The sequence below is a fragment of the Pseudomonas sp. LS44 genome (genome assembly GCF_024730785.1).
In the GTDB taxonomy this organism is placed as follows: Bacteria; Pseudomonadota; Gammaproteobacteria; order Pseudomonadales; family Pseudomonadaceae; genus Aquipseudomonas.
The window spans coordinates 407,539-433,425 of sequence record NZ_CP102830.1 but is presented as its reverse complement, the minus strand read 5'-3'; the positions used below and the strand labels follow the sequence as shown (position 1 = coordinate 433,425).

General features: G+C 62.6%; 21 protein-coding genes. 10 read left to right on the top strand and 11 right to left on the bottom strand.

The window, feature by feature from the left end; translation table 11 throughout:
- Positions 1 to 238 precede the first annotated feature (238 nt).
- Positions 239 to 664, top strand: coding sequence for a Hint domain-containing protein (locus tag NVV93_RS01955; protein WP_258252786.1), 426 nt, complete (start codon positions 239 to 241; stop codon positions 662 to 664).
- Between the two features lie 874 nt (positions 665 to 1,538).
- Here NVV93_RS01955 and NVV93_RS01950 read toward each other — a convergent pair.
- On the bottom strand, positions 1,539 to 3,923 hold the full coding sequence (locus tag NVV93_RS01950) for a DUF4238 domain-containing protein (RefSeq protein ID WP_258252785.1): 2,385 nt from the start codon (positions 3,921 to 3,923) through the stop codon (positions 1,539 to 1,541).
- 1,253 nt (positions 3,924 to 5,176) lie between these two features.
- Here NVV93_RS01950 and NVV93_RS01945 point away from each other — a divergent pair.
- Both NVV93_RS01945 and NVV93_RS01940 read left to right on the top strand, forming a co-directional pair.
- Positions 5,177 to 7,114, top strand: a complete 1,938-nt coding sequence (locus NVV93_RS01945; protein WP_258252784.1) for a DUF294 nucleotidyltransferase-like domain-containing protein — start codon at positions 5,177 to 5,179, stop codon at positions 7,112 to 7,114.
- Positions 7,111 to 7,815 (top strand): PolC-type DNA polymerase III, encoded by a 705-nt coding sequence (locus NVV93_RS01940; protein WP_258252783.1) that lies wholly within the window; start codon positions 7,111 to 7,113, stop codon positions 7,813 to 7,815. Before NVV93_RS01945 ends, NVV93_RS01940 begins: the two co-directional genes overlap by 4 nt.
- Positions 7,816 to 7,997: 182 nt before the next feature.
- On the opposite strand, the gene arsH is transcribed toward NVV93_RS01940, so the two are convergent.
- Genes arsH through NVV93_RS01920 form a run of 4 tightly spaced genes read right to left on the bottom strand, consistent with a single transcriptional unit; the run spans position 7,998 to position 10,848 of the window.
- Positions 7,998 to 8,684, bottom strand: coding sequence for an arsenical resistance protein ArsH (gene arsH / locus NVV93_RS01935; protein ID WP_258252782.1), 687 nt, complete (start codon positions 8,682 to 8,684; stop codon positions 7,998 to 8,000).
- A gap of 13 nt (positions 8,685 to 8,697) precedes the next feature.
- The gene (locus NVV93_RS01930; protein ID WP_258252781.1) at positions 8,698 to 9,168 is read right to left on the bottom strand and encodes an arsenate reductase ArsC; all 471 of its coding nucleotides are present in this window, start codon (positions 9,166 to 9,168) and stop codon (positions 8,698 to 8,700) included.
- Positions 9,169 to 9,196: 28 nt separating this feature from the next.
- Positions 9,197 to 10,480 (bottom strand): arsenic transporter, encoded by a 1,284-nt coding sequence (locus NVV93_RS01925; protein WP_258252780.1) that lies wholly within the window; start codon positions 10,478 to 10,480, stop codon positions 9,197 to 9,199.
- Between the two features lie 23 nt (positions 10,481 to 10,503).
- On the bottom strand, positions 10,504 to 10,848 hold the full coding sequence (locus NVV93_RS01920) for a metalloregulator ArsR/SmtB family transcription factor (RefSeq protein ID WP_258252779.1): 345 nt from the start codon (positions 10,846 to 10,848) through the stop codon (positions 10,504 to 10,506).
- A gap of 368 nt (positions 10,849 to 11,216) precedes the next feature.
- On the opposite strand from NVV93_RS01920, the gene NVV93_RS01915 reads away from it, so the two are divergent.
- The 5 genes from NVV93_RS01915 to NVV93_RS01895 all read left to right on the top strand — a co-directional run bounded on the left by NVV93_RS01915 (position 11,217) and on the right by NVV93_RS01895 (position 16,629).
- The gene (locus tag NVV93_RS01915; protein ID WP_258252778.1) at positions 11,217 to 11,735 is read left to right on the top strand and encodes an RNA polymerase sigma factor; all 519 of its coding nucleotides are present in this window, start codon (positions 11,217 to 11,219) and stop codon (positions 11,733 to 11,735) included.
- A complete protein-coding gene (locus NVV93_RS01910) occupies positions 11,732 to 12,700 on the top strand; it encodes a FecR family protein (RefSeq protein ID WP_258252777.1) in 969 nt (322 codons plus the stop codon). The genes NVV93_RS01915 and NVV93_RS01910 overlap by 4 nt, the downstream gene beginning before the upstream one ends.
- A gap of 147 nt (positions 12,701 to 12,847) precedes the next feature.
- On the top strand, positions 12,848 to 15,241 hold the full coding sequence (locus tag NVV93_RS01905) for a TonB-dependent siderophore receptor (protein ID WP_258252776.1): 2,394 nt from the start codon (positions 12,848 to 12,850) through the stop codon (positions 15,239 to 15,241).
- Between the two features lie 69 nt (positions 15,242 to 15,310).
- A complete protein-coding gene (locus NVV93_RS01900; RefSeq protein ID WP_258252775.1) occupies positions 15,311 to 16,444 on the top strand; it encodes a PepSY domain-containing protein in 1,134 nt (377 codons plus the stop codon).
- A complete protein-coding gene (locus NVV93_RS01895; RefSeq protein WP_258252774.1) occupies positions 16,441 to 16,629 on the top strand; it encodes a hypothetical protein in 189 nt (62 codons plus the stop codon). Before NVV93_RS01900 ends, NVV93_RS01895 begins: the two co-directional genes overlap by 4 nt.
- Positions 16,630 to 16,879: 250 nt before the next feature.
- Here the strand turns inward: NVV93_RS01895 and NVV93_RS01890 are convergent, their stop codons facing one another.
- The 5 genes from NVV93_RS01890 to NVV93_RS01870 all read right to left on the bottom strand — a co-directional run bounded on the left by NVV93_RS01890 (position 16,880) and on the right by NVV93_RS01870 (position 21,580).
- Positions 16,880 to 17,206, bottom strand: coding sequence for a hypothetical protein (locus NVV93_RS01890; RefSeq protein WP_258252773.1), 327 nt, complete (start codon positions 17,204 to 17,206; stop codon positions 16,880 to 16,882).
- Positions 17,206 to 18,561 (bottom strand): cell envelope integrity protein CreD, encoded by a 1,356-nt coding sequence (creD, locus tag NVV93_RS01885; RefSeq protein WP_258252772.1) that lies wholly within the window; start codon positions 18,559 to 18,561, stop codon positions 17,206 to 17,208. The genes NVV93_RS01890 and creD overlap by 1 nt, the downstream gene beginning before the upstream one ends.
- Before the next feature lie 209 nt (positions 18,562 to 18,770).
- Entirely contained in the window at positions 18,771 to 20,198 is a 1,428-nt protein-coding gene (gene creC / locus NVV93_RS01880) for a two-component system sensor histidine kinase CreC (protein WP_258252771.1), read from the bottom strand.
- Positions 20,198 to 20,878, bottom strand: coding sequence for a two-component system response regulator CreB (gene creB, locus NVV93_RS01875; protein ID WP_258252770.1), 681 nt, complete (start codon positions 20,876 to 20,878; stop codon positions 20,198 to 20,200). The genes creC and creB overlap by 1 nt, the downstream gene beginning before the upstream one ends.
- 198 nt (positions 20,879 to 21,076) lie before the next feature.
- On the bottom strand, positions 21,077 to 21,580 hold the full coding sequence (locus NVV93_RS01870; protein ID WP_258252769.1) for an ATP-dependent zinc protease: 504 nt from the start codon (positions 21,578 to 21,580) through the stop codon (positions 21,077 to 21,079).
- A gap of 597 nt (positions 21,581 to 22,177) precedes the next feature.
- Here NVV93_RS01870 and NVV93_RS01865 point away from each other — a divergent pair.
- Together NVV93_RS01865 and NVV93_RS01860 are read left to right on the top strand one after the other, a co-directional pair.
- Positions 22,178 to 22,819: an SCO family protein gene (locus NVV93_RS01865; protein WP_258252768.1), complete on the top strand. Its 642-nt coding sequence runs from the start codon at positions 22,178 to 22,180 to the stop codon at positions 22,817 to 22,819.
- A 246-nt stretch (positions 22,820 to 23,065) separates the two neighbouring features.
- Complete coding sequence (locus NVV93_RS01860; protein ID WP_258252767.1) at positions 23,066 to 24,922, top strand: multicopper oxidase family protein; 1,857 nt, start codon at positions 23,066 to 23,068, stop codon at positions 24,920 to 24,922.
- 279 nt (positions 24,923 to 25,201) lie between these two features.
- Here NVV93_RS01860 and NVV93_RS01855 read toward each other — a convergent pair whose 3' ends face one another.
- A complete protein-coding gene (locus NVV93_RS01855) occupies positions 25,202 to 25,756 on the bottom strand; it encodes a DUF2780 domain-containing protein (RefSeq protein ID WP_258252766.1) in 555 nt (184 codons plus the stop codon).
- Positions 25,757 to 25,887: the final 131 nt, after the last annotated feature.

Here is a 25,887-nt window from a genome sequence, read left to right as displayed (position 1 = left end):
CGAGTGCTCGCCGGTCTATCTACTGGAATCCGGGTTCATCGATCACCATGACCTTGCCGAGCAATGCGGAATGCACCCGCGCTTCGCCGCCCGGCTGATCCGCAGTCACCCAGAATGGAATGCGGCACCGTCCGCAAACGAGCGCAATTTTGCTGGCCCTACAACAACGTGATTGCTTTCCGTCGGACACACGGGTCGCAGCGCCGAGAGAGCCCGCTGGACTGTACCTATCGAGGACTTGACCGCTGGCGACGAAATTTTTAGCTTCGGTCTTGGAAGTGGCCAAATGTTGGCTGCACCGATTGTGGCGGTGCAGGAAAAGTATGCAGCAAGTGGATTGGTTGAGATTAGAACAGCTTCCGGCAAGTGTGCCCGAGCTACACCAGATCATCGTTTCTCAGTGCCCGGAGTGGGCTGGATCACAGCCGTTGACCTTGAAGCAGGGGTCACGATCACGGGCTTTGTGGTTGAGCCTGCCTTGCTTGCAGTGCGGCGAGGATCTGAAGCGCCCACCCGCAAAGGCTTTCAAGGCTGTGGAGAAAAGCAACAGCGAGGTGTTTTGCAGCCTGTCATGCTCCACTCGGTACAAAAATCTAAAGCGAGGGCCAGCGAAACCCAAAGTGCGCGCTGCGCCGCAGAAGGTGGACAAACTGGTGTTCACTGAACTTCCACGAACCCTGGAAGAATTAAACCTACGGGCCATCCAGGAGTACTCACACTGGGCCGGGAAGAAGCCGGGCACGCTGAAAAGGGGCAATCGCTCGTGTGTCCTGGCGATTCACCTTCCCTGCGCGGTGTGTGGCAAACCGATGGTTTATAAAAAACATGCGGTGGTCCAGGCGATTCAACGCGGAATACTACGTTTCAACTGCTCAAAAGAATGCACAAAAATGGCCATACGTCTTGCAGGGCGCCGCTGCAAGACTTGCGGGGGTGTTTTGCCCTTCAGCTACACACGCAAAAGGCCAAGAGCGACCAATGCGATTTACTGTTCGAAAGCCTGCAAACCCAGTCTGAAGACACTGAAGCCAAAACCCTGCGAGTGGTGCAAAGAGCCGTTCCAGCCAGATACCAGTCGCCGCCTCTATTGCTCAGATCCTTGTTTCAGGGCGGGGCATAGTTGGCGATCGGTTCAGCGGAGACTCGGAAACGGCACAACTAGCGGGCCTTACTCCGGGCAGTTTCTGTCCGCACGCGATTTGATCATCGAGCGGGATCGGGTTTGCCGAGTGTGCCAAGAGTGGCGGGAAGACGTGAAGATGGTAGCCCATCACCTGGATGAGAACCCGGCGAATAACGACGTCTCAAACCTGATCCTCCTGTGCGCAAGTCACCACATCACGCATCACAAGTCGAAATCGACACCATATCCATGGTTCGCAGATTGGACAGCGTGGGCGAACCAATTTATGCCATCTACCTGGCACGAACAGAATGTCGCTTTGGGGGCGAAATACAACAACGTCCACCCGATTTCTACTGAAACACAAGCCGCATTGCCAGCCTTCGGGTAGGCCATGCCTCAGAGAAAATGGTTCTCAGGGCGCGTCCACAAGGAGAGCCATCGGTACGGTCTGAAGAGCGTTGTCTGGCCCATAGGTGAGTACCAAGCGCTGTGCTGGTGCATACGCAGCCCCCCCTTCAGGAACCGACAGCCGGAGCCGTAACGCAAATCCAGGTGAAATCTCGGTCCTCCAGCGCTCCTGAGCCGCCGCGAAGGCTTCTTCTGCCTCTAGCGCCAACTGCTCAGCCTGTACCGCAACATCCCCCTCCGGGGCGATAAGCGTGCCCAACAGGCTCCTAAACACCCTTCTGACATCTAAGAAAGTGTCCGCTGTCCGTAATTGAAGTGCTTGTTGATGATCGTCGGGCAGTGCGAAGGGCAGCTGCTCGGTCGCGGCAGTAAACCGTTCCCAGCATGCTGCAGAAGGCCCAGCCTGCGCAGCAGCATTGAGCTGCCGCCAAAATACTGGAAGGTCGGTATAGACTGCCGCACCCGTCACCTGCGCCATAAACATAGAAAACTCTAGGGGCGAACAGCGGCACACCATGAGCTGGCTTTGCTCCACGGGTTGCAACAACGCCAAGGGATCATCGGCTCTACTCTTCTGAATGTCGTGAGCGAGCTGATCCGCCTCGGCTTCACCTAGCTCGGGCCGCCTTCTCCGAATGAGGTTGCTGAGAGCCTTATGCGGCAGCCTTGCGTGCGCCCGATCTAGGTCGTCATCGGCGAGGCGCCTTAAAAATCCAGTCTCATCTCGACACAGATCAGGGTTGCCACTCCTTGCCTCCGCCATATACCGCATAGCCTTACCAAAGGTGTAATTGAGCTCGCCCGGGTCAGGGACTAGGTGGACTATCCCCGCTTCGATGAAAGGCTCAAGGAACATCAGAAGCAATACGTTCTTGAGGGTCTGCGTCTTGTACTGCCCGGGGTTGTGGATTGGGTTGTACTCCGGACGGATGCATGCCGGATTCTGAAAAGGGTTGAGGACAATAATTTCGTCAAAATAGCTGGTCCATGCGAGCACGCTGGCAACCACTGTTCGTGGATCTATGCAGCCCATGAATACCGCACGGAAGGTTCGCGGATCAGGCCGCGGCCAGAGCTCCCGAAAATTGGTGTCCGGTGGCCATATGCCTTGCAGCGTTTTGTAGATCTGAACAATGTGCTCATCACACAGCTCGGTGCGGATGTCGTTCCAGTCCTTTCTGCTATCCAATCCGAGGATGTGGCGCACCGCCCGAATGAACATCAGGTTACGTTCGCGAATGCTCGCCACCGACCAGCTAGGTCGCTTCGCCTCAGGCAACTCTTTGCAGCATTTTTCGAAAGTGCGCCCACTTCCGCACCCGCACTCATCCCCATCCTGAATCGAGAAACACTTGGACTCCTTCTTCAGATACTCATGGCTCCCCGACGTTCGTCCATAAGGGTCTTGATAATCGGTCGAGCCATCTTGGTACCCGACATAGATCTCCCCTCCAAAGTGCCAGAGCTCATCACTCGGCGGACGCAACACCTCGCCGACTCCAGCCCAATCCCCCGAATACTGCTGTTCGGGAAAGAGCCATTCCTCCGCTGCGGCCGCCACATACCTGTGAGCTCGCGATTTCAGCAAGTAGTTGACCGCTACCACCGCTTCACGGGAGAGAGACCTAGTGCGAACCCATGCGAGGGTGTTGACGATCGTACGGCCTAGGTGCCGGGAATTCTGACGGTCGGCTAGTAGGTCTAAACCTGGTTTCTGATTTGCGTAGTCGAGATGACTGATGATCAGGCAGTGGTTTGCATCCAGAGCGAAAATAGTCTGGGTACCGTTCCACTGCGCAGCAGGTTCATTGGGGTAAATACATGCCTGGGAATCAGGAGGACAGGCCGCGTTGTAAAGGGTGACTGGATGATCCGTCACGATGAACTTCACGTCCGAGTCTTTGGCTGAGACGATCTCGCGGACACCCTCGCTCCAGAGTGTCAGGTTCAGATGCAGTAAGTACTGCATCTCCGTCATAAGGCCATTCTGATCGAGCCCCGAATATCGCTGCTTGATCCACTCTAACCCTTTGGGCGTACGCATCTTCTGTGCGGCGATGTACGCAAAGAACGACTCGAAGGCGCTATGCACCTCCTCCGGTTTACCTTCGGCCATCTGTCGTACAGCGACCGCCCCCTCGTTGTCGATATCCCCAAAAAGAAGACGCTCTATTTCATCGTTGGGCTGCCCATCCGGCCACGTCGTATAGAGATCCGATGTATAGAAAAAACTCTTAGGAAATTTCTTGTTAATCGCCCTCGCCGGGCCTTTGTGATAAACCGGGGGTGTGAGATCAAGGCGATAAATCTGCGCATTAGGCTCCTGTAGGAAGCGCTTCTGGTACCACACCGGCACGTAGTGGTTATCGTGAGTCTGCTGGGCTGTCACTGGGTAGTTTCCGGTGAGCTTGAGGTTTGGACTGGAAAGAGTTGGTGCGCCCCTCTAGCCGCATGAGCAACGTCAGGACGTTCAGTAGTTTTCTGTGGCGAGAGGCGACTGCTTTATAGGGTTTTCTAACACCTCGTTGGCAAACCATAGACCTACTTTGAACCGCCATTGGCATTTTGCGGACAGCATGACCAACCGGTTTGGGTCGCTAGGCAGCGTCCGCTTCTGGCCGAGGCTGTGTAAAAACGTTTTGAGCGCCGAACACTGATCGTTTGACGATCAATTTTGGCGCTTCCTAGCAAATTCTGAGCATCCCAACTCGGTCAAATTCCAAAGATTTTGCGTAGCAACGCCAACCTCGAATTTCAGCGGGAGTTTTTACACAGCCTCGGCCGAAAACGGACACCATGAAGGTCAGAAGCGAACGCACTAAGCCAAATTGACCTTTCTCCCTGAGCGCTGCTAGTAAATCTTCAGTTTCTAAACAGGTCCCTTTGGGCATGCATCTTCCTTGAGTGGTGTAATCTGCAGTTGATCGTCTGGTCCATCGGCAGTGGACAGAGGCAAGCCACGCAGCGGAAGTCTGACCGGTCTACACCTATCCGTATTCATCCAGTGGTCAATAGCGCCAGCGCCGGGAGCCGAGAGTCTGCGAAGGCCCTAGTTTGCCTTTTTCCGGGAGCGGGATTGCAGTGATTCGCGCGGCGCGAAGACGGCTTTAAACGCAAGCACCTCAGAAAACTGCCCCCAAGGTGCGTGCCCACCCCAGAGGGGGGGAGGCGCTGCAGCTCCCGACACTTGATCTAGCGGACCCCGAACCCCTTCTTCAAATCGAACGCAGAAAAAACGGCGAATTTCCCCAAGACTGGAAAAAACGGCTACCCGGTTCGCCGCCGACACCTACTGGCTTTTGTCGGGACTGCTAGGGCAAAATTACTACTCCGGACTAAAGGACATCTCGTTTTGGGGGCTTATTTGGGGGCTTCTGCAAAGAGCGAACCCAGAGAAACCTTTCAACGACGGGCTTTTGGCGGGACAGTTCGATTCCGTCCCTGGCACCACTAATACCGAGAAACCCCAAGCGAACTTAGCCTCCTTGGGGTTTTTTATTGCCTGCGATTCCTCGTCACCGCGTGTCCGTTCCTTGCTCCTCGGCGGACAACGGCTCCGCGAGCGCGCCTAGACTTACGTCCAATGGGCAAGCCGCCCGCCAGCCATGACCATGGCCTTCTTCGTTTTCCGCATGGTTCAGCATGAGCACCAGCGATGCGTTCGCCCAGGCGGGCAAGACCGCCGTGCTGCAGAACATCCACGGTCTGATGGAGTTTCTGCAGAAATTCCCACCGTTCAACCAGATGGACAGCAGCCATCTGGCCTACCTGCTGGAACACTGCCAGCTGCGTTTCTACGCCCAGGGCGAAAGCATCATCAGGCCCGCCGATGGGCCGGTGCAGTACTTCTATATCGTCAAGCAAGGCCGAGTGGTTGGCGAGCGTCCGCATTCGGCCAGGCGCGGCACGGAAACCACTTTCGAGATCACCAGCGGCGAGTGCTTCCCGCTGGCCGCGCTGCTCGGCGAGCGTGCCACTCGCACCGAGCATCTGGCCGGCGCCGATACGTTTTGCCTGTTGCTCGGCAAGGAGCCATTCGCTCGACTGTTCTCGACGTCCACCCCGTTCCGTGATTTCTCCCTGCGCGGGGTCAGCAGCCTGCTCGACCAGGTCAACCAGCAGGTGCAGCTCCGCGCGGTCGAGTCTCTCGGCGCCGACTATTCGCTGGACACCCGCCTGGCCGAGCTGGCCACGCAGCAACCGGTGAGCTGCCGGTCAGACACCCCGTTGCGCGAGGCGGTGCGGCACATGCATGAGATGCACGTGGGCAGCATCGTGATCGTCGATGAAATGCAGCGGCCGCTGGGCATTTTCACCTTGCGCGACCTGCGCCGGGTGATCGGCGAAGCCAGTGCCGACCTCGAACAGCCGCTGGGTGAAATCATGACCCAGCAACCCTTCGCCATGGCTCCGTCGGCCAGCGCGTTCGACGCCGCCATGGCGATGACCGAACGGCATATCGCCCACGTCTGCCTGGTCGAGAATGGCCGCCTGACCGGCGTGATCTCGGAGCGCGACCTGTTTTCCCTGCAACGCGTCGATCTGGTCCATCTGGCCCGCACCATTCGCCATGCCGGCAAGCTCGACACCCTGGTGGCGCTGCGCAACGACATTCATCTGCTGGTCGAGCGCATGCTCGCCCACGGCGCCAGCTCGACGCAGATCACCCGCCTGATCACCCAGCTCAACGATCACACCACCTGCCGGGTGATCGAGCTGACGCTGGCCGAGCATGGCGACCCCGGCGTGCCCTTCACCTGGCTGTGTTTCGGCAGCGAGGGGCGCCGCGAGCAGACGCTGCACACCGATCAGGACAACGGCATCCTCTTCGACGCCGACGACGCGGTCGAGGCGGCGGCGATCCGCGGTCGCCTGCTGGCGCTCGCCGAGCGCATCAATCAGGCCCTGGCGCAGTGCGGTTTCAGCCTGTGCAAGGGCGGCATCATGGCCGGCAACCCGGAAATGTGCCTGTCACGCAGCGAGTGGAGCCGGCGCTTCAGTACCTTCATTCGCGAGGCGACGCCGGAAAACCTGCTCGGCTCGACGATTTTCTTCGACCTGCGCGCCATCTGGGGCGCCGAACAGAGCTGCGAGCAACTGCGCGTCGAGCTGATGGCGCAGATCGCCGAAGACCAGATCTTCCAGCGCCTGATGGCCGCCAACGCACTGCGGATGCGCCCGCCGGTCGGGCGCTTTCGCGATTTCGTGGTGGCCCGCAAAGGCGGTGAGCAGGCCGGCACCCTGGATCTCAAGGTGCAAGGCCTGACGCCCTTCGTCGATGCCGCGCGGCTGCTCGCCTTGGCCAATGGCATCGCCGCCACGGGCACCCTCGAGCGCCTGCGCGCCCTGGTCGAGCGCCAGTTGATCGATGCCCAGGACGGCGCCGCCTACGAGGAGGCCTATCACTTCATCCAGCAGACCCGCATGCAGCTGCACCAGACCCAGGCGCGCCAGCAGCAGGCGTATTCGAATCGGCTGAACCCCGACCACCTCAATCACCTCGACCGGCGCATCCTGCGCGAGTCGTTGCGGCAAGCGCAGCGCCTGCAGAGCAGCCTGGCGCTGCGCTATCAACTATGAGCATGCTCGCCTGGCTGCAGCGCCGCCGGCCGCTCTTGAGCGCCGTCCAGCAACAGCGGCTGGCCACGCTGCCCGTCGCTCCGCCGCTGGACAGCCGGCCGCTGTGCACGCAACGTCTGGTGGTGCTCGATCTGGAAACCAGTGGCCTGAACATGCGGCGCGATCAGGTTCTGGCAGTCGGCGCGGTGGTCATCGAAAACGGCGCCATCGACCTTGCCCAGCAGTTCGAATGCACCTTGCAGGCAACTGCCCAAATCGGCCCCAGCGTACTGATCCACGGTCTGGGGCCAAGCGAGCTAGCCGCCGGGGTCGATCCCACGGAAGCGCTGCTGGGCTTTCTCGAATTTCTCGGCAGCAGCTCGCTGCTGGCCTTTCACGCGGGCTTCGATCAACGCATGCTCGGCCGCGCGCTCAAGCAGGTGCTCGGCCTGCGCCTGCAGCGGCATTTCTTCGATGTCGCCGAACTGGCACCACTGCTGTGCCCGCAGGCGCAGCTCCGCAATGCCGGGCTGGACGACTGGGCCGGCTATTTCGGCCTGCACGCCCACCAGCGTCATCACGCCAGCGCCGACGCGCTGCTGACCGCGGAAATCGCCCTGATCCTGTTCAATCGCGCCCGCAGCCACGACCTCGATAGCCTGGTGGCGCTGGAGCAACGCTTGCAGCACTGGCGCCGCCGGCAACGCACGCCGTCGTTCTGACAGGCCGTTGAGAAATGTAGGCGAGGCCGCCGAGGCAAGGCGCAACGCAGTCGGTGGGTTACGGCCTGCGGCCTAACCCACCCTTGAAAATCAAGACATTAAAGGGTCGGATCAATAGGATGCGCGGCCCAGCTGGCATGGCTTGGGATTTCCGACCTGGAGCAGACGAACAGTCCGGCGCTTCAGATGGACCGCTGGTTGACCCGTTTGGACAGCTCCTCGGCCGACTCCTTCCGCTCCGAGTAGCGATCGACCAAGTCAGGGCGTTCGCGCAGCAGGAGGGTGAACTTGACCATCTCCTCCATGACGTCCACCACACGGTCGTAGTAGGACGACGCCTTCATGCGGTCCTGGTCGTCAAACTCCAGGTACGCCTTCGGCACGGACGACTGGTTGGGGATGGTGAACATCCGCATCCACCGACCTAGGACCCGGAGCTGGTTGACCACATTGAAGGACTGCGACCCGCCACACACCTGCATGACCGCCAAGGTTTTGCCCTGGGTCGGGCGTACCGCCCCCAGCGCCAACGGCACCCAATCAATCTGCGCCTTGAAGACGGCCGACATTGCGCCGTGTCGCTCGGGTGAACACCAGACTTGGCCTTCAGACCAGACCATCAGGTCCAGCAGCTCGCGCACCTTGGGATGGTCGACCGGGGCGTCATCGGGCAAGGGGAGCCCGGACGGGTTGAAGATGCGCGTCTCTGCACCGAAGCGCTCCAGCAGACGGGCGGCTTCCTCCACCAGGAGCCGGCTAAAAGAGCGTGGCCGGGTCGAGCCATAGAGCAGCAGGATGCGCGGTTTGTGGGCCTCCGCTTCGCGGCCTTGGACTAGCGTTTCGTCCAGATTGGGGAGGTCGTGGGTCATGGTCGTCTCCAGGCTACAGGGTGCTGATGCGGTCGAGCTCGTGCTTCAGCTCGTCGCGACTCAGTCGGTCGAAGGGCAACGCCAGGAAAGCCCGGCAACGCGTCTCGATGTGGGCCAGGGTCGCGTGAAATGCGGCGGAGACAGCGGCGGCGTCTCCCTTCACGTCGGACGGGTCCTCCAGGCCCCAGTGGGCTTTCAGGGCCGGGCCGAAGTACACCGGGCAGGCTTCCCCAGCGGCCTTGTCGCAAACGGTGATGACGACGTCCGGGACGCTGCTCTCAAAGGCATCGTTGCCCTTGCTGGCCAGACCCAGGGTCGAAATACCGGCCTCCTGGAGCGTCGTCAGCGTGCGTGGCAGGACCTGGCCTTTGGGGAAGCTGCCGGCGCTGACAGCCTCGAACCCCTCCGGAGCCAGATGGTTGAACATGGCTTCGGACAGGATGCTGCGGCAACTGTTGGCCGTACACATGAACAGGACTTTCACAGGGTGCTCCTCCGTATTGGCAGTGGCATCAGAAGCCCAACCGGATGGCCAGGGCGGACAAGGTGATGAACAGGATGGGCAAGGTCAGGATGGCGCCGACCTTGAAGTAGTAGCCCCAGGTGATGCGGATACCCTTGCGCTCCAGAACATGTAGCCAAAGAAGCGTGGCCAGACTGCCAATTGGCGTAATTTTCGGCCCCAGGTCGCAGCCGATGATGTTGGCGTAGACCATCGCCTCGCGCACCACGCCAGTAGCATCCGTTGCCTGAATCGACAGGGCGCCGACCAGGACGGTAGGCATGTTGTTCATGACTGACGATAGCGCCGCCGTTAGGAATCCGGTCCCCAGCGCAGCGCCCCATACGCCATAGCCGGCCAAGTGGTTTAGGGCAGCCGTCAGGTAGTCGGTGAAGCCTTCGTTCTTCAGGCCGTAGACGACGAGGTACATGCCCAGGGAGAAGATGACCACTTGCCAGGGCGCCTCGCGCAGCACCCTCCGAGTGGAAATGACATGCCCCCGAGCAGCGACAGCAAACAGGACGGCGGCGCAGACGGCAGCTACGGCGCTGATCGGGATGCCCAGCGGCTCCAAGGCGAACAGCCCCAGTAGCAGCGCGACCAGAACACACCAACCTACGCGGAAAGCAGCCCGGTCGCGGATGGCCATGCGCGGGTCTTTCAGCAACTCCAGGTCGTAGCTCACCGGGACCTCGCGCCGGAAGAACCACCAAAGGGCGGTCAGGGTGGCGGCGACGCTGACCAGGTTGACCGGGACCATGACAGAGGCGTACTCGCTGAAGCCGAGTCCGAAGTAGTCCGCCGACACGATATTCACCAGGTTAGAGACGACCAGAGGCAAGCTGGCGGTATCCGCGATGAAGCCGGCCGCCATGACAAAGGCCAAAGTGGCAGCTGCCGAGAAGCGCAGGGCAACCAGCATGGAAACCACGATTGGGGTCAGGATGAGCGCGGCGCCGTCGTTGGCAAACACGGCCGAGACTGCGGCCCCCAGGAGTATGGTGAAGGCGAAAAGGCGGCTCCCCCGACCTTTGGCCCAGCGCGCAACGTGAAGTGCGGCCCACTCGAAGAACCCGGCTTCATCGAGGAGCAGGCTGATGATGATGACCGCGATGAAGGTCGCCGTAGCGTTCCAGACGATGCCCCACACGGTGGGAATGTCGGCCAGGGTAACGACGCCGAGCAGGAGGGCGAGGATGGCGCCGAAGGATGCGCTCCAGCCGACGCCAAGGCCCCTGGGCTGCCAGATGACCAGGATGATAGTGACGAGGAAGACTGCTACTGCGACAAGCATGACGACTCCGGTGCGCTTCTGAGTTAGCAGCAAGCAGCGGCGCGGACGGGGCGGTCGCCCATCTGCCCCAGGCGTGCTCGGTCCTGTTCAAGCCACTCGCTGTTGGCCTCCAGCGTCGTCATAAGGACGTCATGGACCCAAGGCGCCAGGTCCGGATTGAGCTTGTAGTAAACCCATTGCCCTTGGCGTCGATCCAGCAGAAGGCCGCACGCACGGAGTTGGGCAAGGTGTCGAGATACCTTCGGCTGGCTGTCATCCAGGGCACAGACCAGTTCGCAGACGCAAAGCTCGCCCTCCTGGACAACCAGCAGGGCCGCACGCGCCCGGGTTTCATCCGACAGGCACTTGAACAGAGCGAGCGGGGTCATGGCGAACAGTGCCTCACAAACATATGGATTATCGAATATATGGATATCCACATATCTTAGCAACCATATCATCCACGCGACCTACTCATGGGGACACACGACGCCATACCAGCGCCCACGCGCTGCTGAGCGCCGAAAAATGCCCTGATTCTGTTCAGTGCCCCGCGCCCGACACCTCGCTTGGCTTGGCGCCGGAGCAACCTTTGCAACACTGCTGCCGTCGGCAACGCACGTCATCGCCCCTAACAACTCCGTACTCTGTGCTCCGCCCGACCATCTGCAATTGCGGCAGATCGCCATATTCTGCGAATATATGCGAATAATTCTCGTTGTTTTGTTATTTGTCATTTGCAGAGGCTGGGGTTGCAGTGGCCGTTGGGGAATCTTCAAATCACGAACTGGCGGGGCTGCTCTATCGCGATCATCGCGATTGGCTGCTCGGCTGGCTGCGCAAGAGTCTGAGCTGTCCGCATCGGGCGGAAGACCTTAGCCAGGACACCTTCGTGCGCATCCTCAACAAGCCGGATCTGCGTCAGCTGCGAGAACCACGGGCGCTGTTGACCACCATCGCGCGCGGCTTGCTGATCGACCATTTCCGTCGCCACTCGCTGGAACGTGCCTACCTCGACGAGTTGGCCCTGCTGCCCGAACAATCGCACCCGGATGTCGAGGAGCAAGCGCTGATTCTCGAATCGCTCCGGGAAATCGAGCGGCTGCTCGGCAAGCTGTCCAGTAAGGCCTGCGCGGCTTTCCTGCATAACCGCATCGACGGCATGGGCCACGCGGAAATCGCCGAGCGCCTCGGCGTGTCGGTGCCGCGCGTGCGCCAATACCTGGCCCAGGGCCTGCGCCAGTGCTACATCGCGCTCTACGGAGAACCGACATGAACCATGCGCCGGTGTCGGCCAAGGTGCTCGATGCGGCCATCGACTGGCAGCTACGTCTCGACTCGGGCGCGGCCAGCGAGCATGAGCGCGGCGAGTTCAGCATCTGGCTCGCCGCGCACAGCGAGCATGCCCGCGCTTGGGCGCAGCTGGGTGGGCTCGACCATCGGCTCGCCGGGGCCTCCAGCCTGGCGGCACGGCGCGCCTTGCTGCGCACGCCAAACAAAAAACGCACCGCGCGGGCCAGCGGACTGCTCGGCCTGGTCCTCGGCAGTGCGCTCGCGCTTGGCCTGCTGAACCAGCAGCGACCGTTGACCGATTGGTTGGCGGACATCGTCACCGGCAGCGGCGAACAGCGCGAAGTGCAATTGCCGGATCGCACGCGGGTGCGCCTGAACAGTCGCAGCGCGCTGGATATCGACTTCAATCCGACCCAGCGCCGGCTGTTCTTGCGCAGCGGGGAAATTCTCGTGGAAACCGCCCACGGCGATGTGCGTCCGTTCGTGGTCGGCACCCCGGAAGGCGACCTGCGCGCGCTGGGCACGCGTTTTCTGGTCCGCCGCGAAGCCCAGGGCACGCGCCTGATCGTGCTGCAGTCGGCGGTGGCCGCGCACCCACTCGCGGCGCCGGACGAGCGCATCGTCACGGAAGGCCAGCAGGTGCTGATGCACGCCGCCACGCTGGAGGCCAGTCAGCCGGCACCGCTCGCGGCCGACGCCTGGACTCGCGGCATGTTGGTGGCCGAGAACATGCGCCTGGCCGAGCTGCTCGCCCAATTGAGCGAGTACCGCGATGGCTATCTGGGTGTCGATCCACGTATCGCCGATCTGCGGATCAGCGGCAGTTTCCCGCTGCACGACAGCGAACTGGCCCTCGCCGCACTGCCACCGAGCCTGCCGGTGCGCATCGAACGACATACTCGCTGGTGGGTGAAGGTAGCGCCGGTTGAGAGCTCGCAATCGCGATAGAAGTTAAGCCACGAGGGCCGCTTCTATAGCCGGGAAAACCGATCGATCTCGCCGCCAGTAAAAATAATTTCATCCTGCCCTATCACTTTTCCAATCTGCTTCGGCAACAGGACATTGAGACTTATTCCCGCTTAGGAGATGTTCGCAATGTCGTTCTCGTTGACCACCCCGTTCCGACCCGCCCTGCTGGCCGCCGCTCTGGCACTGAGCTGTGCCTCCCTGCAGGCGCAGGCTGATTCTGCCGTACGCCATTACCAACTGCCAGCCGCGCCGTTGGCCAGCACGCTGAGCCGGATCGCCAGTGATGCCGGGATCGTCCTGAGCATCGAGCCTAGCCTGACGGCCGGCAAAACTGCCCAGCCAATTCAAGGCGATTACGACGCGCGCACTGCCCTGCGCCAAGCCCTCAACGGCAGCGGCCTGCAGCTGGTACAAAGCAGCGCCGGCACCTACAGCCTGGAGCCGCTGCCGCAAGGGGCGCTGGCGCTGCCGGAGACCAACATCAATGCCGCCGGCAACAGCGAAGCTGCCTGGGGCCCGGTCGAAGGCTACGTCGCCAAGCGCACCGCCGCCGGCACCAAGACCGATACACCGCTGATCGAGGTGCCGCGCTCGGTGTCGGTGATCACCCGCGAGCAGCTGGACGATCGGCAAACCCTTAACCTCAACGATGCCCTGCGCTACACCGCCGGCGTGCTGAGCAGTGGCTACGGCTCCGACTCGCGCGCCGACTGGTTGAAAGTGCGGGGCTTCGTGCCGACTCAGTTCCTCGACGGTCTGCCGCTGCCGGTCGGCTCGTTCGCCAACCCGAAGATCGAGCCGTGGAACCTCGAGCGCATCGCCGTGCTGCGTGGTCCGGCCTCGTCGGTCTACGGTCAGACCCCGCCTGGCGGCCTGCTGGACATGGTCAGTCGCCGCCCGCAGAGCGAAAGCAGCCAGGAAGTGCAGGTGCAGGCCGGCACCAATAACCACAAGCAGATCAGCTTCGACAGCACCGGCGCCATCGACGACGACGGTCGTTTCGCCTACCGCGTCAGCGGCACCGTGCGTGACAGCGACACGCCAATCGACCACATCTCGGACAAGCGCTACAACCTCGCCCCGAGCCTGACCTGGAACCTCGACGACGACACCCACCTGACCTTCCTGTCGCAGTACACCCGCGACGATACCGGCATCACCGGTCAGTTCCTCCCGCTGCAGGGCACCAAGATCGACTCGCCGTTTGGCAAGATCTCCCATCACAAGAACCTCGGTGAGCCGGACTGGGACTTCTACGACCGCACCTACTACGCGCTCGGCTATGCCTTCGACCATCGTTTCAACGAGGTCTGGCAGTTCCGTCAGAACCTGCGTTACACCAAGAGCGACCTGGAATTCCAGGCGGTCAACGTCAGCACCTTCAATACCGTCGACGCCAATGGCAACGTCACCCGCGAATCCGGCATCGTCAACGAAGACATCAGCCAGTTCGCCGTAGACAATAACTTCCAGGCCGACTTCCAGACTGGTGAGCTGAGTCACACCCTGCTGCTCGGCCTCGATCACCAGCGCTCGAATAGCAACTACCAGTGGCTGTACGGCTTCGGCGTGCCGTCGATCAACGTCAACAAGCCGGTTTATGGTGCCGACCTGTCTGGCGTGACCTACTTCACCCTGCAGGACTACAACCAGAAGACCCGCCAGACCGGCCTCTACGTGCAGGACCAGATCGCCCTCGACAACTGGCGCCTGACCATCGGTGGCCGCGAAGACTGGGTGCACACCGGCACTACCTTCTACAATCAGGGCGACGTTACTAACACCCAGCGCGACGTTGTGTTCAGCGGCAACGTCGGTCTCAGCTACCTGTTCGACAATGGCCTGGCGCCGTACGTGTCCTACGCCGAATCGTTCCAGCCGGCGATGGGCGCCACCGTCAGCAGTACCACCTCGTTCGAGCCCACCGAGGGCAAGCAGTACGAAGTCGGCATCAAGTACCAGCCGCCGGGCAGCAACACGCTGCTGACCGCCGCAGTGTTCGACCTGACCCAGCAGAACGTCAGCGTCACCGAAGGCAGCATCACCCGCCAGATCGGCGAACTGAAAGTCCGTGGCCTGGAGCTGGAAGCCACCTCCGACGTCACCGACAACCTTAAGCTGGTCGCCTCCTACGCCTACAACGACTCTGAGATCCAGAACGGCGCGGACAAGGGCAATCGCATGCAGCAGATGCCGCGCAACCAGGCCACCACCTGGGCCGACTACACCTGGCACGCCGGTCTGCTCGACGGTTTCGGCATCGGCGCCGGTGCGCGCTATGTAGGTGACAGCTACGGCAACACCGCCAACACCTGGGTCGGCCACACCGGCTCCTACACCGTGTACGACGCCTCGCTGCACTACGACCTCGGCCGCCTGAGCAGCACCCTGCGCGGTGCCGCGCTGGCGGTGGACGCGAAGAACCTGTTCAACAAGGACTACCTGTCCACCTGCGACGGCTTCTGGTGCTACTACGGTGACGAACGCAGCGTCGTCGCCAGCGCCAGCTACAAATGGTAAAGCGCTAGCGCGCTGCGTCGCATGATCGAGGCCGCCTGTAAGCGGCCTCGGTCTTTTGGGGAAATGACCATGAATGCCACCACGATTCGCCGCTGGTCCTTCGTCCACACCTGGACCAGCCTGATCTGCACCCTGTTCCTGCTGCTTCTGGCGCTGACCGGTTTGCCGCTGATCTTCCACCACGAACTCGAGCACCTGCTCAGCGACGCGCCGGAACTGCGCGAGCTGGCGCCGGGTACCCCGCAGCTCGACCTGCAGCAACTGGTCGAGGCAGCGGAGAAGCACCGTCCCGGCGAAGTGATGCAGTACCTCGGCTGGGAGGAGGACGAGCCGAACGGCGTGGTAGCGATCACCGCCGCCACGGCCGGCACCGAGCCGAATTCCTCGCACACCTTCATGCTCGACGCACGCACGGGCGAGGCGGTGGCCATGCCGGCGGCCAACGGCGGCTTCATGATGCTCATGCTGCGCCTGCACGTGGACATGTTCGCCGGCCTGCCCGGCAAGCTGCTGCTGGCCTTCATGGGCCTGCTGTTCGTGGTCGCCATCGTCTCCGGGGTGGTGCTCTACGCGCCGTTCATGCGCCGTCTGCGCTTCGCCGAGGTGCGCCGGCACAAGTCGGCGCGCACCCGCTGGCTCGACCTGCACAACCTGATCGGCATCGTCACCCTGAGCTGGGCGCTGGTGGTCGGCATCACCGGAGTGATCAGCGCCTGCAACGATCTGGTGATCGCCGCCTGGCGCCACGACAGCCTGGCCGCGCTGATCGAGCCGTACCGCGACGCCCCGCCACTGACCACGCGCGCGCCGGCGACCGACGTGCTGCGCATCGCCGCCGCTGCGGCACCGAACATGCAACCGGACTTCATCGCCTTCCCCGGCACGCGCTTCTCCAGCGCGCACCACTACACGGTGTTCATGAAGGGCAGCACGCACCTCACCGCGCACCTGTGGACACCAGTGCTGATCGACGCACAGAGCCTGGCGGTGACCGCGGTCGGCACGCGACCCTGGTACATGAGTGCGCTGTCGCTGTCGCAGCCGCTGCACTTCGGCGACTACGGCGGGCGGCCGATGCAGATCCTCTGGGCGCTGCTCGACGTGCTGACCATCGTCGTCCTCGGCAGCGGCCTGTACCTGTGGTGGAGCCGCCGCGGTCCGTTGCCCGGCACGCCGCATGCGGCGCGTGAGGTGCAGCCATGAAGCGGCAGAGTTTGTGGCGAGTATTCGCCGCCCCGCTGCTACTCGCCCTGCTCGGCTTCGCCGGGCTGTTGACCGCCTTGCTCGGCGACGGCCTGTGGGACGCACTGGCCTGGCTCGGCCTCGGCCTGGCCGCGCTGCTCGGCTACTGGGCGCTGCTGCCGCGCGGCCAGCGGCCTGAGCCGTGACGGAAACAACAGGCTACGTCCCCGTTAAGCGTTGCGCACCGCTTTTGTAGGACGGGTTAGCCGCGTAGCGGCGTAACCCACCAGCGGCATCGTTCGGAACACTGGCGGCCCGCCTGCTCGGTGGGTTACGCCTACGGCTAACCCACCCTACGAATCTGGCGACGACCCGCCGCGCACTGCCGGCGGCCAGAAGCGTGGCGGGAACAACAGGGCAATCTGCCGCGCCAGACGGGCGCCCAGCGCGCGCTCGTCACTCAGCATGGCCATCGTCTGGCTCCCGGCACAGCGTCCAATACAAGCCCAGCGCCAGCAGCAGAGCGAGCTGGCCGAGCGCCGCGCACAGCTCGAGAAACGAGCGCAGAGTGCTGCTGGCGGCAGCGTCATGGATGCCGGTCAGCCACAGCCAGAAAGCGTCCGGCAGCACGCTCAGCGCCAGGTAGGCGAGTGGCGTGCCGCTGAGCACGAAGCCCTTCACCAGGCCCATTTCGCCGGTGAACAACAGTAGCACCAGGGCGATCACCCCGAGCACCAGACCAATCGCCAAGCAGGCAGTGAATTGCAGGATGGCGCGGCCCATCACTGCACCTCCTGGCGAGCCGCGTCGCCGCGACCCACGCCGTACCAATCCAACTTGCGAGTCAGCAGCATGACGGCGGCGAGCAGGCCGAACACCAGCAGTGAGCCCATCAGCAGCGCGTAATCCTCGGCGCTGAGCAGCGCATAGAGCATCGCGTAGAGCGCCGCCAGCAACGCGGTGAAGCCGCCGCCGCGCAGCCAACTGTGCAGCACGCCGCTGACGTAGACGCCGACCATCAGCACGCAGGCGCTCGCAGAAATCCCATAGGCCAGGGCGAAGCCGAGGTGTTCGGAGAGTGACAACAGCAGCAGGTAGAACAGCGCCAGGGCCAAGCCGACCAGGCCGTACTGCACCGGGTGCACCGCCAGACGCTTGAGCACTTCGAAGAGGAAGAACGCGGCGAAGGTCAGGGCGATGAACAGCAGCGCGTATTTGATCGCCCGTTCGCTCTTCAGATACTGGTCGACCGGGTCGACGAAGCTGACGCCCAGGCTCGGCCCGCTGAACGCCTCGCAACGCTCGTGGCGCACACAGTCGCGCAGCGCTTCCTCGAGGTTGGTGGCGAAGAAACTGGTCTGCCAACGAGCGACGAAGCCCTTGCCGCTGATCTCCCGCTCACTCGGCAGGTAGCTGCCGACGAAACTCGGGTGCGGCCAGTCGGAACTCAGCGCCACACGGCTGTCGCGACCGACCGGGGTGACGCCGAGCTGGCCGGTGCCCTGCAGTTTGAGCTCGAAGGAGAAGTTGAAGGCCTGCGCGCTGCTGCCATCGAGCAACGCCAGCGGCACATGCACGCCGTTGCCCAGCCGCGAGTCGCCGCTCCCCGGCGCGAAGCTCAGGGTCTGCCCGCCGATGCGCAGCTTGAGGTCATTCTTGATCCCGCGGATGTCGCTGATGCCGACCGCAAGGAACGCCGGCTCGAAACGATAATCGGCGAAATTCTCGCGGATGCCGAACTGCGCCGGCACTTCGAAGCGCCCGCTGAGCTGGTTATCGCTATGGAACAGGCGCGCCTGGTAAATACCGCGGTAGCGCAGCTCGGTCTTCACCGTGCCGTCGAGGGCGAACCGCTCGGGCAGGAAATACAGGCGGCTGCGCACTTCGCGCTCTTCCAGGTAGCGCTCGCCGCTCTTCTCGTGGGTCTTCCACTCGCGCACGGTGCGCCGGTATGGCACCACCAGGATCGGTCCGGTGATCTGCTGGCTGTAACTGGAACTACGGGCGATGTCGTCGAGCACACCGTCGCGCAGTTGCTGACGCTCGTCGACCAGGCCGTCGATCAGCATCAGCGGGATCATTAACAGGACGATCAACAGGGCGACGATGCCCAACTTGAAACCCAGGGTACGGCTCATGGCGACTCTCCATTCGGGATGAATGGAGGCAGTCTGAGCAGCGTGTGTGCAGGCTGCGTGGGGCGCGAATGGAGATTGGGTGGATAGTGTGTGAAGCGCCCGGCGGCGCTTCCGTAGGAACGTAGGGCGGACTCAGGAGCGCCAGCGAACAGTCCGCTGCCGGCCTCCGACGGCGTACTGCTGCGCGAGTACGCCCTACGGACGGTGGATCAACCGTCCGCTAGCAGCTCCAGACGGGCCTCGACGCCAGCCTCGACGTTCACCACCGCTAACCGCCCGCCATGCAGCTCGGCGACTTCGGCGACGAAGTTGAGGCCCAGGCCGGTGCTCTTGCGCCCGGTGTGCGGGCGCGCCAGCGAGTAGAAGCGCTCGGTGAGACGCGCCAAGGCATAGTCGGGAATCGCCGGCCCAGGGTTGAACAGACGCAAAATCAGGCGTTCGCCGACGCACTCGGCGCTGAACCGCAACTCGCCGCCCGCCGCCGTGAAATCCACGGCGTTGTCGAGCAGATTGGCCAGCGCCTGGCGCAGCAAAAAACGCTCGCCGCTGGCCGTCAGATCCGCGTCGATGCGGTTGTCGACCCGCAACCCAGCCTGCTGCAAGCGTGCCGCCTGAGCCTGGCAAAGTTCCTCGACCAGCGCGCGCAGCGGCACCGCGACGCGCTCTTCCAGGCCTTGGCGCTGCTCGACCTGGGCCAGCAGCAGGAGCCGCTCGATCAGCTGCTGCAGACGCGCGCTCTCGCTGTCGATGTTGCCGACGAAGCGCTCGCGCTGCTCGACCGGCATCTCGCCGTGCAGCAGTTCGGCGGCGCCGCGAATCGCCGCCAGCGGGCTCTTCAACTCGTGGGTCAGGGTATGCACGTAGCGCTCGACGTAGGCCTTGCCCTCCAGTTGGGTGCGCATTGCCTCGACCGCCACGGCCAGTTGCGCCAACTCGCCGCCGCGGTAGACCGGCAGTTCGGCACGCTGCCCAGCGCTGACCGCCTCGGCGTAGCGGGTCAGGCGACCGAGGGCGCGGCTCAGCCACCAGGACAGCAACCCGCCGATCAGCAGGCCGAGGCCGATCAGCCCGCCGCCGAGCCAGCCCAGGCGGCGTTGCGAGCGTTCGATGTAGGGCTGCAGGGTGCGATTCGGCTTGGCCACCGAGACTACGCCGATGATGGTCGAGCCATCCATGATCGGCGCCGCCACGTACATCACCGAGGAGTCCGAATCATTCGGGTCTTCGCGACTCGAGCGCGCGCCGTACTGGCCGCGCAGGGTGCGGTACACGTCGTTCCAGCGCGAATAATCCTGACCGACGCCAACTCCGCTGGAATCGAGCAGGACGATGCCGCGGGCGTCGGTGACGTAGATGCGGTGGTTGACCTCGCGCTTGGTCACCCCCCAGATCTGCGCCTGCGGCCGGCGCTCGCCGTAGGCGCGGAGCAGTTCGGGCAGCCGGCTTTGCGCCAGGGTGCCGGCCTTGACGTCGTCGCGCAGCAGCTCGGCGAGCAGGTTGGCGGTATCGACCAGGGTTTCCTCGGTGGACTGGCGCATGCCGGGGCGGATCTCGTCCATCACCGTGCTCAGCACGAACCAGCCGGTGAGGCCGACGAACAGGAAATAGACCAGAAAGATACGTATGCCGAGCGGCATCAGGCGTGCTCCGGCGCATAGCTGTAGCCGAGGCCGCGGTGGGTCTGGATCGGCTCGGCGACGGCAACCTGGCGCAGCTTGGCGCGCAGGCTCTTGATGTGGCTGTCGATGTTGCGTTCGTAACCGGCGTCGGCCGCCACGCCGAGGCCATCGAGCAGCTGCTCGCGGCTGAACACCCGCTCCGGCTGGCCGAGCAGTTGCTCGAGCAGGCGGAACTCATGGCGGGTCAGGCTCAGCGCCTGGCCGTGGTAACGGATGCGCTGGCGCAGACTGTCGACCTCAAATGGCCCGGCGTCGCCGACCGCTGCCGGCACAAGCGGGGCGACGCGCTTGAGGATCGCCTTGACCCGCGCCGCCACCTCGCGCGGGCTGAACGGCTTGACCACGTAGTCGTCGGCACCGATTTCCAGGCCGACCACCCGGTCGATCTCGCCGTCGCGCGCGGTGAGGAAGATCACCGGCACCTCGGAGAAGCGCCGCAGCCGCTTGCAGGCCTCGAAGCCGCTGATGTCGGGCAGGCCGACGTCGAGAATCCACAGGTCGGCCGGGGTCTGCCGCTGGAACTCCAGGGCGGCACCGGCCAGGCTCAGCCAGGTGGTGGTGAAGCCTTCGCCGTGCAGGGCGTAGATCAGCGTGTCGGCGATTGCCGCTTCGTCTTCGACTATCAGTATGTGCGCCATGGCATCCCGAACCTGCTCCAAATCAGCTGCGCGTCGACGATACTGCGTTAGAAGCCGCCTCGGAATGCTCATTTACAACTCGTAAACTGCGCTTCCTCGGCGGCTTCTGCCTTGTCTCGTCCTAGCTCGCAAGATTTGGAACAGATTCTTGCGCTCCCGAGTGGGAGCCGGGGAAAGTGCCGAATGCCTGCTCAGGCGTCAATCACACTTGGGCTTGCCGGCGGTGAAGCGTCGTGCTGGGTTCACCGCGGCGTCGAATTCGCGCAGGGCGCGCGCGCCGATCAGCAGCGGGTAGTTGAAGTGGCTGCGGTCGGCGAGGTTGACCTCGATGGTGCGGGTCACGCCGTCCAGACACATCTGCATATCGATCACCGGGCGCTTGGTGGCCTCCGGTGCGTCCTCCTCTTCCTCCTCGTCGACCCGGCTCTTGATCTTGCTGATGCGCGCGACCTGATGCTCGTAGACGGTGTTATCGGCATCCTTGGTGGCCAGCTTGAAGCGCACCCAGTCCTCGCCATCGCGGCTGAAGCGCTCGATGTCCCTGGCCGACAGCGAGGCGGTCAGCGCGCCGGTGTCCATCTTGGCTTTGAAGGTCTGCTTCAGCTCGGGCAGCTTGATGTACTCGTAACGGCCATACAGCGTCGGCTCGGCGGCCAAGACTGGCAGAGCGATGAGGGTCAGTAGGGCAACAAGGTGTTTCACGCGGCACTCCTTCCGGTGGGAAATATAGGGTGGGACTGATGCAGACGGCGGTTGGTTCGTTATAGCCGGCCGGTCGTGGAAATCCTGTCATCTCGATACGGAGCGAGCCCGCCGGCGCGCCACGTCCGTACGCAGCAGTGGCGCTTTAATGGCTCTCGCAACTGTGATTGATAGGCCTTCGCACCTATCAACCCGCCAAATGGTCATTGATCCCAACAGTATCCATGTAGAAATAATCTTTACTATCAAATAGATGAGAAATATTTCGCCGCTTATCGGCAATACCGCCATGGTATTGACGCCTCACAACTAAAGTCCTATCACTTAAGGAACAGCGCACGATAGCGACGGAGCATGTCCTGCTCATGAGGGTTTGACGGCTAACCGCCCGCATCCCGGCGCTGAGGAGATCGCCAACATGGATCCCAGCCTGTCTTTGGCCGTAACGGCTCATATCGGTCGCTTCCACGGCCCACCCCTCGCTCGACGCTCAGCTCGACGCTGACGCCGCTGTTCGTTGTTCGCCTTGCGTCTTTTTGACCGCCCCTGGTCGTTTGGGCGGCGTCCCCACTATTGTCTTGATCCAGGGAAATCACCATGAACAATCGGAGAGAGTTGTTGACCGGCCTTGGCGTGGCCGCACTGGGAGTCGGTGCCTGGCACCTGGCCGGCAACCTGAACCAACTGCAGGCAAAGCCCGCCCGCAGCGAAGATAGTTATTTTCCCAATGTCACCTTGTTCACCCATGAAGGCAAGGCCGTGCGCTTTTACGACGACCTGATTCGCGACAAGGTGGTGGCGGTAAACATGATGTATGCCTCGTGCGGCGACCGCTGCCCGACCATGACCGCCAATTTGTTGGCGGTGCAAAAGCTGCTCGGCGCACGCGCCGGCCGCGATGTGTTTTTCTATTCGCTGACCCTGCAGCCGGAACTCGACACCCCGGCGGTGCTCAAGGAATACGCCGAGAAGTATCGGATCAAAGCGGGCTGGCAGTTCCTCACGGGCGATCCCGCCGATATGGAACGAGTGCGCTTGCGGCTCGGCTTCTATGACATCAATCCGCTGCTCGACGCCAACAAGGCCAACCACACCGGCATGATCCGCATCGGCAACGACCGCTTCAATCGTTGGTCGATGGCCCCTGCGCTGGCCGATCCCAAGCAGATTTTCGCCACGCTCAATCACCTGGATCATGCGGTTAAGCACACCGGCGCGGACGCTACCGAGCTTGGTTAACGGTTAACAAACCTGTCGCTCGTTACGCGAGCAAGGAGCCGCTCATGCTGCCGGCACGGATTGACCACCCTCTGCAGTCGCCACGGAATCGCTCATTCCTGACGCTGTTTCATGCCCCGCCGCGCCCGATGTGTTGTCCGCATTCACTCCGCCGGCCATCGCGACTTATGCGTCCGGGAAGCTGACCCGCCGTCAGAGCCCGCCCCCTTCGGCCCGCCAGAAAAGCTCCAATAGAGAGAGGCCATCATGAAAGCCACCGTCCAGTCGGATAATGAAATCACCAACCCAGCGCCGGAAACCAACGACCGGCGCCGATTCCTTAAACTCAGCGCCGCCGCGGTGGCAGCTCCACTGCTGCTGCGCAGCCAGACCAGCACCGCTAGCGAACCGGCTCCGTTGGTCTTGCCGCCCAGCCCGCCGACCACGCCGTGGAAGGACGAGCTGCCGTTGGCCGTGACGCCGCAGACCCCGCTCGCCGCGCTAAACCCGATGCCGACAGTCACCGCCAATACCGAAAGCGGCGAATGCGGGCGCGCCGAGCATCAACGCTATGACGAGTTGTGCGAGGACAAGTACGTGCAGTTCTATCAGCTGCATGCCAAGGTGAATCCCGAGTGGGTGTTCCACAAGGATTATCCGAAACAGACCATCTGGGGCTTCGCCCTCCCCGGCAGCAATGAGAAGGCCAGCATTCCCGGCCCGCTGTTCGCCGCCCGTTACGGCCAGCCGATCGTGGCGCGCTTCTACAACGACCTGCCGCCAATGCCGTACAGCTCAGGCGGCAGTCAAGCCGAACTGCTGCGCAGTTTCGGTTCCCCGGAAATTTCCGTGCACCTGCACAACCTGCACGCGCCATCGGAAAGCGATGGTTTCCCCGGCGACTACTTCAGCGCGACTAAATCCGGGCCGACCCTGCCGAAACCGGCGACTCCGGGGCAGTACAAGGATCACTTCTATCCAAACATCTACGCCGGCTTCGACGCCCTCAACGACGGCATAGGCGACCCTAAAGAAGCCCTGGGAACCCTCTGGTATCACGACCACACGCTGGACTTCACCGCGTCGAATCTGTATCGCGGCCTGTTTGGTTTCTACTTCATCTATGACCAGCTCGATACCGGCAGCGAGACTACCGGCCTGCGCCTGCCCAGTGGCGCCTACGACTACCCGTTGAGTTTCGGTGATCGGCGCTTCGACTCTTCTGGCGTGCTGGTCTACGACCAGTTCAATCCCGAAGGCACCCTCGGCGACAAGGTCATCGTCAACGGCAAGATCGAGCCGGTGCTCAAGGTCGCCGCGCGCCGCTACCGCTTCCGCATGCTGAATGCCGGGCCGAGTCGCTTCTATGCGCTGTACTTGGTCGACGCGAACAACAACGTGAAACCGGTCACCTATCTGGCCAACGACGGCAACCTGCTGCCCAACTCGCTGATCAACTTCAACTTCGTCGAATTGGGCGTGGCCGAACGCGCCGATATCGTGGTGGATTTTTCCAAGTTCGCCAAAGGCACCGAGCTGTATCTGGTCAACCGGATGATCCAGGACGAAACCCGCAGACCCAAGGAGATCAAGGGCCCGGGGGTGCGGGTCATGAAGTTCGTGGTCGATCGCATGCCGAGCAGCCCGGACCGCAGCAACCCGAACCTGATGAAAACTTCCATCCCGCTGCGACCGTTGCCGACCTTGCCATCCGTCGCCGAACTCGCCGCCTTGCCGGTGCGCAGCTGGGCGTTCGCCCGTTCCGGTGGGCTGTGGACAATCAACGAGAAGCTGGTCGATGTGAATGTGCCGCGGGCGGAAATTCCCTTAGGCAGTGCGGAAATCTGGGAGCTGACCAATACCGAGGACGGCTGGGATCACCCGATCCATATTCACTTCGAGGAAGGCCGCATCCTCAGCAAGCTGATCAATGGCGTTGCCGTGGCCGTCCCGGTCCATGAGCGCGGGCGCAAGGACGTCTTCGTGCTGCACCCGTTCGAGAGGCTGCGGGTGCTCATGCATTTCCGCGACTTCAAGGGCAAGTACGTCATGCACTGCCACAACCTGGTCCATGAAGACCACGCGATGATGCTGCGTTTTGACATCGTCGACCCACCGGCCTAACCCAGCGTTTCACGGCGGCGCGCCCTGCGCCGCCGTGATGGATTATCCCGCCGCATTTGACGCCGGCTTGGCAACGCAGGTGGTTTTGCGTGTTGAGACGTGCAGGCCCGCTAGGTGATACCTGCTGCGATGATCCGTAGGGTGGGTTAGCCGTAGGCGTAACCCACCGATTCTGCTGGACACTGATGTTCAGGTTGGCACCGCTGGTGGGTTACGCCGCTACGCGGCTAACCCACCCTACAAAAGCGATGCACAACACTTAACAGGTACATAAGCCTGTTAGCCCGCCGCACCCCACAGCGTACTCAGACTGCTGAGTGCATCGCTGTTCAAACCTTGTTTGCCGAAGTAGTCGATCAGGACATTGGCGAACTTGCCGGTCATCCCGCTATCCATCCCCAACGCGCCGAACGCCTGGTTGACGTCGCCCAGACTGGAGACGTTGCCGAGCACGGCATCGGCGGCGCCGGACGTCTGCGTAGCCCCGCCGACCATATTGCCGAGCCCGCCGAGGCCGGCCAGCGCATTGCTGCCGCTGAGCTTATCGAGTCCGGGAATGGTCTTCAGCAGTTGTGAGTAATCGGCGCCACCGAGCTGATTTTTGGCCAGCCCGAGCAAGGCGCCGGTACCGCCGACTGCCTGTTCCGGAGAAACCCCAAGCTGGCCGGTCAGGGCATTCAGCAGGCCGGTGGCTTGCGGGGTGGTGGCCACCTGTGCGACGCCCGGAGTGGCGCCGGAGACGGCTTTGGCCGCCTCGCCAAGATCGAAAGCCAGCACTGGTGCGGCTGCCAGCAGCAAAGCCGCGGCGAGGACGAAGGGGGATTTGCCGGTCATGGTGATTCTCCTGGGAAAGGTGCGCCCATTTGACCGACCTGAGGGCTTTCCGTTCAGCGGCGGGCAACCCAGCGGTCGGCTCTTCCCGAGCACCTGCAGCGACGCTGCAAGCGACTATCGTTATAGGGCCT

Excerpts from the sequence above, each read along its gene's own strand:
- NVV93_RS01945 (WP_258252784.1), top strand. The coding sequence starts at position 5,177 with ATGAGCACCAGCGATGCGTTCGCCCAGGCGGGCAAGACCGCCGTGCTG.
- arsH (WP_258252782.1), bottom strand. The coding sequence starts at position 8,684 with ATGACCCACGACCTCCCCAATCTGGACGAAACGCTAGTCCAAGGCCGC.
- NVV93_RS01860 (WP_258252767.1), top strand. The coding sequence starts at position 23,066 with ATGAAAGCCACCGTCCAGTCGGATAATGAAATCACCAACCCAGCGCCG.
- NVV93_RS01910 (WP_258252777.1), top strand. The coding sequence starts at position 11,732 with ATGAACCATGCGCCGGTGTCGGCCAAGGTGCTCGATGCGGCCATCGAC.
- NVV93_RS01940 (WP_258252783.1), top strand. The coding sequence starts at position 7,111 with ATGAGCATGCTCGCCTGGCTGCAGCGCCGCCGGCCGCTCTTGAGCGCC.
- NVV93_RS01855 (WP_258252766.1), bottom strand. The coding sequence starts at position 25,756 with ATGACCGGCAAATCCCCCTTCGTCCTCGCCGCGGCTTTGCTGCTGGCA.
- creD (WP_258252772.1), bottom strand. The coding sequence starts at position 18,561 with ATGAGCCGTACCCTGGGTTTCAAGTTGGGCATCGTCGCCCTGTTGATC.
- NVV93_RS01905 (WP_258252776.1), top strand. The coding sequence starts at position 12,848 with ATGTCGTTCTCGTTGACCACCCCGTTCCGACCCGCCCTGCTGGCCGCC.
- NVV93_RS01865 (WP_258252768.1), top strand. The coding sequence starts at position 22,178 with ATGAACAATCGGAGAGAGTTGTTGACCGGCCTTGGCGTGGCCGCACTG.
- NVV93_RS01920 (WP_258252779.1), bottom strand. The coding sequence starts at position 10,848 with ATGACCCCGCTCGCTCTGTTCAAGTGCCTGTCGGATGAAACCCGGGCG.
- NVV93_RS01925 (WP_258252780.1), bottom strand. The coding sequence starts at position 10,480 with ATGCTTGTCGCAGTAGCAGTCTTCCTCGTCACTATCATCCTGGTCATC.
- NVV93_RS01890 (WP_258252773.1), bottom strand. The coding sequence starts at position 17,206 with ATGGGCCGCGCCATCCTGCAATTCACTGCCTGCTTGGCGATTGGTCTG.
- creC (WP_258252771.1), bottom strand. The coding sequence starts at position 20,198 with ATGCCGCTCGGCATACGTATCTTTCTGGTCTATTTCCTGTTCGTCGGC.
- NVV93_RS01895 (WP_258252774.1), top strand. The coding sequence starts at position 16,441 with ATGAAGCGGCAGAGTTTGTGGCGAGTATTCGCCGCCCCGCTGCTACTC.
- NVV93_RS01900 (WP_258252775.1), top strand. The coding sequence starts at position 15,311 with ATGAATGCCACCACGATTCGCCGCTGGTCCTTCGTCCACACCTGGACC.
- creB (WP_258252770.1), bottom strand. The coding sequence starts at position 20,878 with ATGGCGCACATACTGATAGTCGAAGACGAAGCGGCAATCGCCGACACG.